The sequence below is a fragment of the Bacillus sp. FDAARGOS_1420 genome, from assembly GCF_019344915.1.
In the GTDB taxonomy this organism is placed as follows: Bacteria; Bacillota; Bacilli; order Bacillales; family Bacillaceae_G; genus Bacillus_A; species Bacillus_A mycoides.
Genome location: NZ_JAHWJB010000001.1, coordinates 1,639,836 through 1,653,035 on the forward strand (window position 1 = coordinate 1,639,836; position 13,200 = coordinate 1,653,035).

General features: G+C 37.8%; 12 protein-coding genes and 1 pseudogene. 12 read left to right on the forward strand and 1 reads right to left on the reverse strand.

All coding sequences use genetic code 11. From position 1 onward, the window contains the following. Positions 1 to 43: 43 nt before the first annotated feature. From menB to I6L50_RS08740, 7 genes and pseudogenes are all read left to right on the forward strand, one after another. The gene (gene menB, locus I6L50_RS08710) at positions 44 to 862 is read left to right on the forward strand and encodes a 1,4-dihydroxy-2-naphthoyl-CoA synthase (RefSeq protein WP_219301113.1); all 819 of its coding nucleotides are present in this window, start codon (positions 44 to 46) and stop codon (positions 860 to 862) included. 321 nt (positions 863 to 1,183) lie between these two features. Then, a complete protein-coding gene (locus tag I6L50_RS08715) occupies positions 1,184 to 2,629 on the forward strand; it encodes an o-succinylbenzoate--CoA ligase (protein ID WP_219301114.1) in 1,446 nt (481 codons plus the stop codon). Beyond that, positions 2,630 to 3,736, forward strand: a complete 1,107-nt coding sequence (menC, locus tag I6L50_RS08720; protein ID WP_219301115.1) for an o-succinylbenzoate synthase — start codon at positions 2,630 to 2,632, stop codon at positions 3,734 to 3,736. 205 nt (positions 3,737 to 3,941) lie between these two features. Then, positions 3,942 to 4,640: a response regulator transcription factor gene (locus I6L50_RS08725; protein ID WP_219301116.1), complete on the forward strand. Its 699-nt coding sequence runs from the start codon at positions 3,942 to 3,944 to the stop codon at positions 4,638 to 4,640. Next, on the forward strand, positions 4,633 to 5,739 hold the full coding sequence (locus I6L50_RS08730) for a HAMP domain-containing sensor histidine kinase (protein WP_219301117.1): 1,107 nt from the start codon (positions 4,633 to 4,635) through the stop codon (positions 5,737 to 5,739). Before I6L50_RS08725 ends, I6L50_RS08730 begins: the two co-directional genes overlap by 8 nt. Positions 5,740 to 5,821: 82 nt before the next feature. Continuing rightward, positions 5,822 to 6,682, forward strand: coding sequence for a M15 family metallopeptidase (locus tag I6L50_RS08735; protein WP_219301118.1), 861 nt, complete (start codon positions 5,822 to 5,824; stop codon positions 6,680 to 6,682). Between the two features lie 96 nt (positions 6,683 to 6,778). Then, positions 6,779 to 6,985: pseudogene (locus I6L50_RS08740) on the forward strand (IS3 family transposase); the annotation flags it as partial. 367 nt (positions 6,986 to 7,352) lie between these two features. On the opposite strand, the gene I6L50_RS08745 reads toward I6L50_RS08740, so the two are convergent. Beyond that, positions 7,353 to 7,898: a hypothetical protein gene (locus I6L50_RS08745; protein WP_219301119.1), complete on the reverse strand. Its 546-nt coding sequence runs from the start codon at positions 7,896 to 7,898 to the stop codon at positions 7,353 to 7,355. 629 nt (positions 7,899 to 8,527) lie between these two features. Between I6L50_RS08745 and I6L50_RS08750 the strand changes: the two genes are divergently transcribed. From I6L50_RS08750 to I6L50_RS08770, 5 genes are read left to right on the forward strand one after another with little or no spacing between them, the layout of a single operon-like run. Next, positions 8,528 to 9,628: an amidohydrolase/deacetylase family metallohydrolase gene (locus tag I6L50_RS08750; protein ID WP_219301120.1), complete on the forward strand. Its 1,101-nt coding sequence runs from the start codon at positions 8,528 to 8,530 to the stop codon at positions 9,626 to 9,628. After that, positions 9,606 to 10,709, forward strand: coding sequence for a DgaE family pyridoxal phosphate-dependent ammonia lyase (locus I6L50_RS08755; protein WP_061674577.1), 1,104 nt, complete (start codon positions 9,606 to 9,608; stop codon positions 10,707 to 10,709). The genes I6L50_RS08750 and I6L50_RS08755 overlap by 23 nt, the downstream gene beginning before the upstream one ends. A 1-nt stretch (position 10,710) precedes the next feature. Then, the gene (dagF, locus tag I6L50_RS08760) at positions 10,711 to 11,466 is read left to right on the forward strand and encodes a 2-dehydro-3-deoxy-phosphogluconate aldolase (RefSeq protein WP_000181936.1); all 756 of its coding nucleotides are present in this window, start codon (positions 10,711 to 10,713) and stop codon (positions 11,464 to 11,466) included. After that, complete coding sequence (locus I6L50_RS08765; RefSeq protein ID WP_219301121.1) at positions 11,459 to 12,475, forward strand: sugar kinase; 1,017 nt, start codon at positions 11,459 to 11,461, stop codon at positions 12,473 to 12,475. Before dagF ends, I6L50_RS08765 begins: the two co-directional genes overlap by 8 nt. Then, complete coding sequence (locus I6L50_RS08770) at positions 12,475 to 13,200, forward strand: GntR family transcriptional regulator (protein ID WP_002015828.1); 726 nt, start codon at positions 12,475 to 12,477, stop codon at positions 13,198 to 13,200. Before I6L50_RS08765 ends, I6L50_RS08770 begins: the two co-directional genes overlap by 1 nt.

The following is a 13,200-nucleotide window of genomic DNA, read 5'->3' on the forward strand; positions in this document are numbered from 1 at the left end:
GCACTTATAGCGGAGATCAGAAATATAAAAGGAGGTAATAGTAATGACTATTGAATGGGTAAAAGAAGGCAATTACGAAGATATTATTTATTCAACATACAATGGCATCGCAAAGATTTCGATTAACCGCCCTGAAGTACATAATGCATTCCGTCCTAAAACGGTAATGGAGTTAATCAATGCTTTTGCACACGCTCGTGATGATGCAAATGTTGGCGTTATCATTTTAACAGGTGAAGGTGGACGTGCATTCTGTTCTGGCGGCGATCAAAAAGTTCGCGGTCATGGTGGCTATGTAGGTGACGATCAAATCCCACGTTTAAACGTATTAGACTTACAACGTCTAATTCGCGCAATCCCTAAACCAGTTATCGCAATGGTAGCAGGTTATGCAATCGGTGGTGGACATGTACTTCATATCGTATGTGACTTAACAATTGCTGCAGACAACGCTGTATTCGGACAAACAGGTCCTAAAGTAGGAAGCTTTGACGGTGGATACGGAGCTGGTTATTTAGCTCGTATGATAGGCCATAAGAAAGCTCGTGAAATTTGGTACCTATGCCGTCAATATAGTGCACAAGAAGCGGTTGATATGGGCTTAGTAAACACAGTAGTACCATTAGAAGAACTTGAAGCAGAAACAGTACAATGGGCACAAGAAATTTTAGCAAACAGCCCAATGGCACTTCGTTTCCTAAAAGCTGCATTCAACGCAGACACAGACGGTTTAGCTGGTATTCAGCAACTAGCTGGAGACGCAACGTTATTGTACTACACAACTGACGAAGCAAAAGAAGGCCGCGACGCGTTCAAAGAAAAACGCACTCCGGACTTCGGTCAATTCCCTCGTTTCCCGTGATCAAACCAAAAGCGGAAGCGGCTCGCTTAGAACAAGAGGGCGTTGGAACTCCTGACGTAGAGGCGCTTTTTGCCTCGTAGGAAGGCGTGAAACGACCGACTGTTCTAGCCGCTATAGCTGGATGTCTCAAAAGCGGAGCCGACTGTTTAGTCCCGTAGGCTAAGGCTCTTTCACACAGAAAGTGTTTTTTACTTTCTCGTGCGGAAGGTTCTTAGACGGAAGGGGCTAGGAGACGCTCCCAAAAGATCACACCGGAAACAAAACAACTAAGAGACTTGATGTCATATCAGGTCTCTTTCTTTCATGAAAGGAGAATGAGTGATGGAGACGATGCCGAATTGGTTAATGCAACGTGCATTTTTAACACCTGATCGCACTGCAATTGAAATAGAGGAAGAGAAGGTTACCTTCGTGCAGTTACATGAAAAAGTAGTAGCTGTTTGTGAACACCTCACGCATGTAGGAGTGAAGCGGGCGCAAAAGGTGGCTGTTCTGATGAAAAATGGTATGGAGATGATTACAGTTATTCACGCTCTATCTTACATAGGTGCAGTAGCTGTACTTTTAAATACGCGTCTTTCAAGAGAAGAGCTACTTTGGCAAATGGGTGATGCGGAAGTTGTTTGTTTAGTGACGGATCAAGAGTTTGAGACGAAAAATGTTCCGGTATATTCATTTGCTGAAGTGATGCAAGGACCGAAGGCGGAAGCATTTATACAAGAAGAATTCTCTTTAGAAGAAGCGATGACAATTATTTATACGTCAGGGACGACAGGGAAACCGAAAGGCGTTATTTTAACGTACGGTAACCACTGGGCAAGTGCAGTCGGTTCCGCGCTTAATTTAGGACTTCGTGATGATGATTGTTGGTTAGCTTGTATGCCAATGTTCCACGTTGGCGGGTTATCGCTTTTAATGAAAAATATTATGTACGGTATGCGCATTTTACTCGTTCCAAAATATGATGCTAATTTTATTCATAAAGCACTTCAAACGAGAGGCGTTACGATTATTTCTGTCGTTTCTAAAATGCTAACAGATTTATTAGAACGACTTGGAGAAGAGATATATCCATCTTCTTTACGATGCATGTTACTTGGGGGAGGACCAGCACCGAAGCCGTTATTAGAAACATGTGTGGAAAAAGGAATTCCTGTGTATCAAACGTACGGTATGACAGAAACATCATCGCAAATTTGTACGTTAACAGCAGATTACATGTTAACGAAAGTAGGATCAGCCGGAAAACCACTATTTCAGTGTCAGCTTCGTATTGAAAAAGACGGCGTAGTTGTGCCGCCCCGTGCTGAAGGAGAAATTGTAGTAAAAGGACCGAACGTAACAGGTGGCTACTTTAACCGTGAAGATGCGACGAGTGAGACAATTAAAAACGGATGGCTTCATACTGGTGACCTCGGTTATTTAGATGAGGAAGGATTTTTATACGTATTAGATCGACGCAGTGATTTAATTATTTCTGGCGGGGAAAATATATATCCAGCTCAAATTGAAGAAGTGTTACTCTCTCATCCGGCGGTAGCAGAAGCGGGTGTTGTCGGTATGGCTGACGAAAGTTGGGGACAAGTACCAGCTGCTTTTGTTGTAAAAAGTGGAGAGGTAACAGAAGAAGAAATTCTTCGTTTTTGCGAAGAGAAATTAGCGAAATATAAAGTGCCGAAGAAAGCATGTTTCTTAGAGGAATTACCACGAAATGCTTCGAAGAAATTGTTAAGACGAGAGTTAAGACAATTAGTGGAGGAGATGTAGGTGGAAATAAAAAAAGCGACACTTTATATAACGGAAATGCCGCTCATTATCCCGTTTGCCGCAAGTTACGGGACTTATGAAAAGCGTGAGAGTATCGTCATTGAATTAGAAGATACGGATGGATACATTGGTTTTGGTGAAGTCGTTGCATTTTCTGAACCGTGGTATACGGAAGAAACGGTGAAGACAGCGCTGCATGTACTTCAGGATTTTTTATTACCAGATTTATTGAAAGCTGAAATCTCTCATCCGAATGAAGTACCGTCTTTGTTCCAACATATAAAGAGAAACCGAATGGCAAAGGCCGGAATTGAAGGTGCTGTTTGGGATTTATATGCGAAGCGTCAAAAGCAGTCGTTAGCGAGATTGCTTGGCGGAAATAGGTCTGAAATTGAAGTCGGCGTTGTGATTGGGATCAATACGATTCCGGTTATGCTAAAACAAATCGAGAAGTACGCGGAAGAAGGATACGAGCGCTTTAAAGTGAAAATAAAGCCAGAACATGATTACGAATTGCTGAAAGAAATTCGTAAAGAGTTTCCGAATATCCCGTTAATGGCTGATGCAAATTCAGCTTATACATTAGCGGATACGGAGAAGTTGAAGCGACTAGATGAATTTAGGCTTATGATGATTGAACAACCGTTAGCGGATTACGATTTTATGGATCATGCACAACTGCAAAAGAAAATTGAAACACCGATTTGTTTAGATGAAAGCATCCATAGTTTAGAAGACGCACGTGTTGCGATTACGCTTGGCAGTTGCCGCGTCGTTAATATTAAACCAGGGCGAGTGGGCGGATTAACAGAATCCGTTCAAATCCATAATTATTGTATGGAGCATAATATCCCTGTTTGGTGCGGCGGTATGGTAGAGATGGGGATTTCACGAGCTCAAAATGTTGCACTTGCCTCTTTGCCAAACTTTACGATTCCTGGAGATATATCTGCTTCTAGTAGACATTGGGAGAAGGATATCATTTCACCAGAAGTGATGCTTGAAGGCGGAAAAGTAAGGGTACCGCAAAGTATTGAACGTGAGTATGAAGTAGATCGAGGCAGGTTGGAAGAAATAACAAAGCAGCGGATTATTTTTGAGCGATGAATGGGAGTTTTTATTAATACTGACTACCTGCAAATAGCGGGATGATTTTGTCGTTAATTGTCGGTAAGTCGATATATTTAAAAAATCGCCGATATAATTTCATTTATCAAGGTTACTCTTACGGGTAGCCTTTTCTTATTGTACAAATTGGATAGACTAGTTTACAATCGAGCGTATGAAAACAGAATAAAGTAGGGGGACTAAAATGAAGCGCATTTCAATTTTAATAGCTGATGATGAAGCGGAAATTGCTGATTTAATTGAGATACATTTAGAAAAAGAGGGTTACCACGTCGTTAAAGCAGCTGATGGAGAAGAAGCCATGCATATTATTCAAACTCAGCCAATTGACTTAGTGGTTTTAGATATTATGATGCCGAAAATGGATGGATATGAAGTGACGAGGCAGATTCGCGGCAAGCACCACATGCCAATCATTTTCTTAAGTGCGAAAACATCTGATTTTGATAAAGTGACAGGTCTTGTATTAGGTGCGGATGATTATATGACGAAACCTTTTACACCGATTGAATTAGTTGCACGTGTAAACGCACAATTACGCCGCTTTCTTACGTTAAATCAGCCGAGAATAGAAGAAAGTAAATTAGCTTTGGAAATTGGTGGGATTGTTATTGATCCTGAGCGAAGAACAGTAAATGTGTACGGAGAGCCAATTGAATTAACACCAAAAGAATTTGATATTTTATATGTATTAGCAAGTCATCCGAAGAAAGTGTACAGTGTGGAAAATATTTTTCAGCAAGTATGGGCTGAAGGGTATTACGAAAGTGGAAATACAGTTATGGTACATATCCGTACTTTGCGAAAAAAGCTTGGGGAAGATAAAAGAAAGGATAAGTTAATAAAAACAGTGTGGGGGGTAGGTTATACTTTCAATGGCTAAAAAGATGAGAAGCTTTCGCTCGAAGATGGTTATGCTATTTGCGTTAAGTATGATATTAGCTGCTGGTGTAACGTATTTAATTTATGAGGGGCTACGTCTCTATTATAAATTAGTAGTTCGTTATGAGGATCCTTTAGCTCAATTTCGTTTAATGGTAAGACAAATTGGGGATATTAATTTCTTTTTAATTGTATTTATTCCTCTGTCCATTATGTTTTTCTTCTTCCTTACTAGACCGTATTTAAAGTATTTTGATGAGATTTCAAACGGGATTCATCATCTTGCGAATGGTGATTTTACAAACCAAGTTAGTGTTTCATCAAATGATGAGTTTGGATATATCGCGGGCGAAATTAATGTAGCGAGTGAAAAACTAAAAGAAGCAGTGGAACGAGGAGATTTTGCGGAAAGTAGTAAAGATCAGTTAATTGTTAACTTAGCTCATGATTTAAGAACGCCGCTAACATCTGTTTTAGGGTATTTAGATTTAATTCTTAAAGATGAGAATTTGACGAAGGAACAAATTAAACATTTTTCCACAATTGCTTTTACGAAATCCGAAAGGCTTGAAAGCTTAATTGATGAATTATTTGAAATAACGAGAATGAATTATGGCATGTTGCAAATTGAAAAAAGATCAATTGATATAAGTGAATTACTTATACAGTTAGATGAAGAACTATATCCGTTATTAGAAAAAAAAGGTTTAGAAGCGAGATTGAATATGGATTCGTATTTACCTATTAACGGTGACGGGAAATTGTTAGCTCGAGTATTTGAAAATCTTTTAACGAATGCGATTCGCTATGGATACGATGGAAAGTTTGTTGATGTGAACGGATATATTGAGAGTGAAGAGATAGTAGTACAAATTATAAATTACGGAGATAGTATCCCAGAAGAAGATTTACCGTATCTTTTTGATATGTTTTATACAGGTGATAAGGCAAGATCAGAGCAGCAAGGCGGAACAGGCCTTGGGCTATTTATCGCAAAAAATATTATCGAACAGCATGATGGGACAATCTCTGCTGAAAGTAACGTAATTAGAACGATATTTGAAGTGAGATTACCAAAAGAAGAGAGCAAAGCAATTTAATAAAAATTTAAACTTTACCCCACTTTTTATTTTAATAGTTTTTTCTATTCTATACGTAAGTTACGTTAAGGAGGAACTAGAAATGAAAAAGTGGGTATTTATTTCTCTTTTTATAATATGTACAGCATGTGTAGGCTTTTATATATCACCAGTATTTCAAAAGGAGATCGATGTTAAAATTGCAGAAAAAGATAATAAAGTAAAAGCCGCGAACACTGAAAAGATAGAGGTCACAAAGGAACAAATTTATAAAGGGGATCTACTATTAGTTAATAAAGATTACCCGGTTAAAAAAGATAGTGTTAGGTCCGATATTGTCAATGTAAATCACAATAGTGAATTAGTAAGAGGCTATGTAATATTTGATAGAAATCTTCGCTTATCAGAGGGTGTTGTAAAAAAGTTTTTGAACGTTGTCGATGCAGCTGGGAAAGATGGAGTACAGCATTTCTTAATGAGTAGCGGTTACCGAGATTTTCAAGAACAAAGTAAATTATATAAAGAAATGGGATCTGATTATGCACTTCCAGCAGGATATAGTGAGCATAATTTAGGGTTATCACTCGACGTTGGGTCTACTCAAAAGAAAATGGAGAAAGCTCCTGAAGGAAAATGGATTGAAGAGAACGTATGGAAGCACGGATTTGTTTTACGTTATCCGAAAAATAAAAGTAATATTACGGGCATTCAATATGAGCCGTGGCACATACGTTATGTCGGCCTACCTCATAGCGCAATTATGCAAAAAAAGAAGATTACGTTAGAGGAATATTTGGACTTCTTAAAAGAGGAAAAAGAAGTTTCAACTGAGGTTGAAGGTAAGAAATATACGGTTTCTTATTATAAAGTTTCAGATCGTATGAACGTGAATGTTCCGGTGAATAAGCAGTATGAAATTTCGGGGAACAATATGGACGGGGTTATTGTGACGGTTCAGGAATAGAGAAAAAGCTATCTACTTGTGAACTGCACCCCACTTGTTAGACACAGTCTAACAAGTGGGGTGCAGTTTTTGTATGACAAAATTTACGAAGAATTCAAAGGCAACTGTTATGATAACGCAGTAATGGAGAATTTCCTTGGAATCATGAAGTCTGAGTTTCTCTACATAAAAGAGTTTGAAAGTGTAGAGCACTTCAAAATAGAATTAGAAAAATATATAGATTATTATAATACAAAACGGATAAAGGCAAAATTAAAAATGAGCCCGGTGCAATACCGGACTCATTTTTATCAAGCTGCTTAATGAAATAACCGTGTCTAACTTTTAGGGGTCACTTCAGTTTATGTTAATAAATTTTTGGAAGGCTAAGCCTTGATTTTTGTATGCTAATGATTGTAAATAAGATGAACGCTATTGCTGTAATATTGATTGCAATAAAGTTTATTCGTTAGCTGAATTTTTAAGTATTATCACTTTTTTATAATTTTTGTTATCAAAATAATTCCTATACAAACTATTATCCAACTTGCAAATACCATTAACCAATAATTAAGCTCTTTAGTATTATAAGTCTCTGGTATTAAAAAATTAAATCCAAGCCAAATAACAGATAAAACTAAGATAACAAAAACTATTTTTAATAATTTAATAGAAAACACCCTTTCTTAAATTAAAGTAAGAAAGTTACTACGGCTCTTGCAATAACTCCTGCTAGGTAAGAAGGAACTCCAACTTTTGTTAATCCAGTAGTTAATGCACTAGTAATATCACCTTCAAAATCATAGATGATATTAAGCGCCTTCATAACAGTTTGATATTTTAAGTACTGTTTTGCGTTAGAAGGAAGTGGAAGTTTTTCAACAGCCTTATTAAATGCTTTTTCTCCTATTCCCTTCATTTTATTAATCATAATTTTAGCTGCTTCTTTAGCTGCTTTTGTTTTCACACCATATTGTATAGTTCCATCAGGTGAAACGCTATATTGAATATTACCATTAATGCTTAATTCATTTAAATCAATTCCATCTTCTTCTAAACTCTTATTAAAACTATATTGTAAGCTTTCGTAATCAATATTGTCTAATTCTTTTCCTTCAAATTGCGTTTGCGTTGCTTCTTTTTCTGCTGCATAACTTGTAATAGCTGGGGATAAAGCTGTAAAACCGATTGATAAAGCTAATGCTGTACAACTTCCTTTTAACATTTTCTTTTTCATGATTTAATCACTCTCCGCATTATAATGTTTTATTCCGTTTAAGGAATATAGTAATACACTAAAATATTTTACTTTTAATGTCAAAATGTGAAAAAATATCCAATCGTGTCGAAAATGTAATAATAATACAATTTAAATTAGAAATATATTATTTAATTTATATAATATACACTCAAAATGAATAAAAATTTATTTTATAAAAAATTATGAATCAATTTATTTTTGGATGGTATAGTACACGATTAATCCAAGTGAAATGATAGTTTATTCTCTTTTAATACTATAGAAAAATATAATACATAGAAGAATTCGGAGTTAGTTAACGTTTTAAAAAAGGGGAGGCAAATGCAAATAAAGTAAACATACTCTCTGATAAAAAGCTAGAAGCCTTCAGGTAGTTCTTCTGGAATTTAGTAAGGGCCATAAGAGAATAGTGAAATTATTGGGAATATTAACTGTATATTACATTATTTAGAGGGGGGGACGGTAACTATACAACTCTAAACATTATAACGTTATATTTACTTCTCCCTTTTTTTGTGTTACGCTAAACGTGTGAAAGAGATATAAAATGAAACTTTAATGTAAGCGTATTCTTATGGCTTCTTATAGAAAAGGGTGGAAATACAATGACAGAACGATTCGTGCTACGTAATGTGAAACGTGTGAACGGGGAAGAGATTGACATTGTAGTTGAAAATAATAAAATCGCACAGGTGACGAAAGCTGGTGCTGGCGAGGGTGGAAAGGTTCTTGATTACGCAGGTACTTACGTATCGAGTGGCTGGATTGATTTGCACGTTCATGCTTTTCCAGAGTTTGATCCGTATGGCGATGAGGTGGATGAAATTGGCGTTAAGCAAGGGGTAACGACAATTGTTGATGCGGGTAGCTGCGGAGCTGATCGTATTGCAGATTTAGTACAAAGTAGAGAGCAGGCAAAAACGAATTTATTTGCCTTTTTAAATATTTCTCGCATCGGTTTGAAACGAATTGATGAATTATCCAATATGGAATGGATAGATAAAGAGAAAGTAATAGATGCAGTAGAAAAGTATAAAGATGTAATCGTTGGATTAAAAGCGAGAATGAGTAAAAGTGTCGTTTGTGATAGCGGAATTGAACCGCTGCACGTAGCGCGCTCTTTATCTCGTGAAACATCATTGCCGATTATGGTACATATCGGTTCAGCTCCTCCGCGTATTGAGGAAGTTGTACCTCTTTTAGAAAAAGATGATGTCATTACACATTACTTAAACGGGAAAGAAAATAATTTATTTGATGAAGAAGGCAAACCGCTACCTGTGTTGTTAGATGCAGTGAAACGCGGTGTGCATTTAGATGTTGGTCACGGTAATGCTAGTTTTTCTTTTAAAGTAGCAGAGGCAGCGAAGCGTCACGGCATTGTCCTTAATACAATTAGTACAGATATTTACCGGAAGAATCGTATACACGGTCCAGTGTATAGTATGGCTAACGTTCTTTCGAAATTCCTTTACTTAGGGTATCCGCTAGAAGAAGTAATTGATGCGGTTACGAAAAATGCGGCAGAGTGGCTGAAAAAACCAGAGCTTGGTCGTATTCAAGTAGGAGATATTGCAAACTTAACTTTATTTACGGTGAAAGATGAACCGATTACGTTAATTGATTCAGAAGGGGATCAGCGCATTGCTGAAAGAAGAATTGATACGAAAGGGGTTGTAATCAATGGGTCATTCATTGAATGCTAAGTACGGATTAAAAAGAGTGATTAATGCGAGCGGTAGAATGAGTATTTTAGGTGTATCCGCTCCTACAGATACAGTTATGGATGCGATGAAACATGGTGGACAAAATTATGTGGAAATTGCTGATTTAGTAGATAAAGCGGGAGACCATATTGCGAGAATTCTAGATTCAGAGGCAGCAGTTGTTGTAAACTCAGCATCGAGTGGAATTGCGCTTTCTATCGCTGGTATCGTTACAGAAGGAAATCGCCGTAAAAGTGAAAGACTTCATCAAGAAGTAATCGCGAAAAACGAAGTGATTATGTTAAAAGGTCATAACGTTCAATACGGTGCTCCTGTTGAAACAATGATTTATTTAGGCGGCGGTAAGCTCGTTGAAGTCGGTTACGCAAATGAAGGGAAAGCAGAGCATATTGAAGATGCGATTGGTGAAAACACAGCAGCGATTCTGTATGTGAAATCCCATCATGCCGTGCAAAAAAATATGATTTCTGTTGAAGAAGCGTGGGAAGTAGCGCAGCGAAATAATGTACCACTTATCGTTGATGCGGCAGCTGAAGAAGATATTCAAAAATACGTGAAGTATTCAGACCTAGCCATTTATAGCGGTTCAAAGGCAATTGAAGGACCTACTTCCGGTATTGTCGGCGGTAAACGAAAATATATCGAATGGTTGAAAGTGCAATTACATTGCAGCGGTAGAAGTATGAAAGTTGGGAAAGAAACAACTTTCGGTTTACTTCAAGCGCTTGATGAGTACGGAGTAAAAGAAGATAAGAGTGAGCAAGAAAAAGAGTTGTTACAAGTGCTTATGCCGCTGAAAGAGTTAAACGGTGTAAATGTAACAATCGTTCAAGATGAAGCTGGAAGAGCAATTTTTAGAGCGCGTATTCATATTAACGAGAACGAATTAAATAAAACTGCAAAAGATGTTGTGACCGCGTTACGCGAAGGGGAAATCGCCATTTACACACGTGATTACGGAGTAAGACAAGGGTTCTTTGATATTGATCCACGTCCACTTCAAGGCGATGACATACATGTGATTGAAGAAAAAATGAGAGAAATTGTAGGGGGAAACTAAGATGACAAACATTCAAAAACGTTTTTATAAAGGCCGCGTAGCATTAAATGTATTAGCGAACAATATCCGAAATGCGAAAGACATTTTTGAAGCAGCAGAAGGTTATGTAGTAGTCGGTGTGTTATCAAAAGACTATCCGACAGTAGAAGAAGCAGTAACTGCAATGAAAGCATACGGAAAAGAAATTGATGACGCTGTATCAATTGGACTTGGAGCAGGAGATAATCGCCAAGCGGCAGTTGTAGCTGAAATTGCGAAGCATTATCCTGGTAGTCATATTAACCAAGTGTTCCCTTCAGTTGGAGCGACGCGCGCAAATCTTGGCGGAAAAGATAGCTGGATTAATAGTTTAGTATCACCTACAGGAAAAGTAGGGTACGTAAATATTTCTACTGGTCCAATTAGTGCAGCTGGAGAAGAGAAAGCAATCGTTCCAATTAAAACAGCTATCGCACTTGTACGTGATATGGGCGGGAATTCATTGAAATACTTCCCAATGAAAGGTTTAGCGCATGAAGAAGAATATCGCGCTGTTGCGAAAGCATGTGCGGAAGAAGGATTTGCATTAGAGCCAACAGGCGGAATTGATAAAGAAAACTTTGAAACAATTGTACGTATTGCATTAGAAGCAAACGTAGAGCAAGTTATCCCGCACGTGTACTCTTCTATTATTGATAAAGAAACTGGTAATACGAAAACAGAAGATGTACGCGAGCTATTAGCGGTCGTGAAGAAGTTAGTTGATCAATATGCGTAAGAAAATTGCAGCATTTGGTGAAGTAATGATGCGCCTGCAAGTGCCAGGGTATGAATTGCTATCGCAAGCAAACTCATTAAATTACTCATTTTCAGGTACAGGTGTGAACGTTGCAGCAGCACTTTCTCATCTAGGGCATGAAGGGCTTCTTATTTCAACGTTACCGGAAAATTCGGTTGGAGATGCGGCGGTATCGCACATTCAAAAACTAGGGATTCAAGCACCGTTTATTTCAAGAGGCGGTAAATATGTTGGTATGTACTTTTTAGAAAATGGATTTGGCGCACGTGCAAGCCGCGTTACGTATTCTAACCGATTAGAAAGTAGTTTCAATACGGCGTCTGAAGAGATGTACCAATTTGAAGAAATCGCTAAAGAAATTGATATCGTTCATTTTTGCGGAATTACACTTGCGATGAATGATACTGTTCGTCACCATATGAAATCGTTAGCGAAAGCAGTAAAGGAAAACGGAGGCACTGTTGTCTTTGATTGTAATTATCGTCCATCGCTTTGGGGAGAAGATGGGTATGAACAGGCGAAGCCTCATTATGAAGAAATGCTAGGCCTTGCCGATATTGTAATGATGAATGAAAAAGATGCGATGTTCGTTCTCGGAATGAAAACGGAAGAGACAGAGCGAGAAGCACAACTTGTTGATCTTATTCCAAAAGTCGCAGAAATATATAATATCGCTACAATTGCTGGTACACATCGTTCTATTAATAGCGATAATACACACTCACTTCGCGGATTCATATGTAAAGATGGAACGTTCACTTTTGCCAAAACACTTACGTTTTCTGTATATGATAGAATAGGTGCTGGAGATGCTTATACGAGCGGAATTATTCATGGCGAGATAGAAGAGTTTGCACCAGAGAAAGCTGTTTCATTTGCGTCAGCAGCTGGAATGCTTGCACATACAATCGTCGGTGATACGCCAATGTCATCAGAGAAAGATATACTTCGGGCAATGACGGCATCAGTAGGTGATGTAGAAAGGTAGTGGGTGTAACGGTGAACGTAACGAGAAAAAGAGGTCCATTATATTTACAAATTAAAAATATTATTCGCGATCGAATATTGCATGGTGTATATGCGATTCATACGAATATCCCTTCTGAACCGCAGTTAGAAGAAGAGTTCAAAGTGAGTAAAATTACAGTACGAAATGCAATTAAAGAGCTCGTTCAAGAAGGGTATTTAGAGAAGAAAAGCGGTAAAGGAACGAAAGTCATTCGAAATACTTCTGCGACAAAGCTTTCAAAGGGAAAGAAATTTACAGAAGTGTTAGTGGAAGAAGGCTATAAAGTACAAAAGAAATTGCTAAAGGCAGAAGTGGTTCATAATGAAGAAGGAACAGTACCATTTCGTTTGTTTGGTAAAGAGAGTTTTCGTATTGAGCGTCTATATGCTTTAAATGATACTCCGTACATTCATTATACGCACTATTTCTCAGCACAAATGGCAAGTACAGACTTAGCGGACTTTGACTTACAATCGCTTTATGATCTAGTCGAGGACCGTGGTATACATTTAGAAAACTTCAGAGATGAATTCGCTGTTGGATTTGCGCCTAATTTTGTTGCAGAAGCGTTAGGAGAAAAAGAGGGAACAGCGTTATTAAAACGTATGCGCTATTCTTACGATGAAGTTGGCGAAGTAATTGAATATAGTGAAGGCTACTACAATACGGAAATGCAGCATTACGTTGTAAATTATGATGTGTAA